This is a genomic window from Helicobacter sp. TUL (genome assembly GCF_002287135.1).
In the GTDB taxonomy this organism is placed as follows: Bacteria; Campylobacterota; Campylobacteria; order Campylobacterales; family Helicobacteraceae; genus Helicobacter_F.
In genome coordinates, this window is sequence record NZ_NESU01000039.1 from 1 (window position 1) to 1,018 (window position 1,018).

At 27.8% G+C, this 1,018-nt stretch carries 2 protein-coding genes and 1 pseudogene; all 3 read right to left on the reverse strand.

Annotation, left to right across the window (positions count from 1 at the left end):
• Positions 1–174: 174 nt before the first annotated feature.
• Positions 175–354, reverse strand: a complete 180-nt coding sequence (locus B9T66_RS08700) for a hypothetical protein (protein ID WP_095628558.1) — start codon at positions 352–354, stop codon at positions 175–177.
• A gap of 217 nt (positions 355–571) precedes the next feature.
• Positions 572–808: a hypothetical protein gene (locus tag B9T66_RS08710; RefSeq protein ID WP_257874684.1), complete on the reverse strand. Its 237-nt coding sequence runs from the start codon at positions 806–808 to the stop codon at positions 572–574.
• Between the two features lie 17 nt (positions 809–825).
• Positions 826–1,018: pseudogene (locus B9T66_RS08800) on the reverse strand (hypothetical protein); the annotation flags it as partial.

Consider the following 1,018-nt stretch of genomic DNA (forward strand, 5'->3'; position numbering starts at 1 on the left):
GAGTAAGAAGTGTAGAATAATCATAAAAACCTTCAAATTTTATAAGATGGAATCCATCAATAAAGACAGAAAAAACCAACCCTAATGGTATAACAAATATAACAGACACCACTATCAATCCAATACACATAAAGCAATCTAAGATAAAAATCCCAAAATCAAATTTTTCTTTTTTCATAGAATCCTACTTTTATCAAAATCTTTCCAATCAGCATTTTTAAGTTTTTCTTGTCTTATTTTTTTATCTTGTTTATCTAACTCATCAGGGTGGGTATAGGTAAGTCCTAAAAATGCGTGAGTAAAACCCTCAAAATCAAATAATGGGTCAATATAGATAGTTACAAAATATTTCATTTATAAAATCCTCCTCTTAAGTCAAATACAATATAGATAACTATAATATAAACCAAGCCAACAAAACAGGTATAAAATAATCTTTGCTTCTTTGTAATATACAAAATAACACCAATAATGAGTGCTACAATGCAAGAAAAATATTCATTGTAAAAATAGATGATAGTTATTATCATAGACAATATAAATGAGATTGTATTTTCTTTATATAATAAATTTAGCAAGAAAATAAGCCACATAAAAATAAAGCAAAAAAATGGTTGATATAAAATGCAACAAATATCTTATCAAGTGAAATACCCTCTTTATTAACACCATATGTATATACAATCATCGAAAATACATATACTACTCCAACACTACACACAAACCACGCAATCTGCCCACTTGTGATAGAATCTAGTCCTTTAGATTCTAACTTTGTTTTGATATGTGAGTATATGGGGAGTTTCATTCATTTTTTCCTTTGTTTTATAGTGTTATTGTAGCATGCTGATTATTTTCAAACACCTTACCCCAATGATTAGTAGTAGATTCTACAGGTCCAAAGCCAAAGAATCCCTCAATAGATTCTATATTGCTATATGAAGATTCTATAAACTCATTGAACAAACTTTCAAATTCATCAAAGCTCATTTTACTTTGCAGAGACTCATTATCTATA

Bases quoted from the DNA above. Each gene is read 5' to 3' on its own strand.
- B9T66_RS08700 (WP_095628558.1), bottom strand. From the start codon at position 354: ATGAAATATTTTGTAACTATCTATATTGACCCATTATTTGATTTTGAG.
- B9T66_RS08710 (WP_257874684.1), bottom strand. From the start codon at position 808: ATGAAACTCCCCATATACTCACATATCAAAACAAAGTTAGAATCTAAA.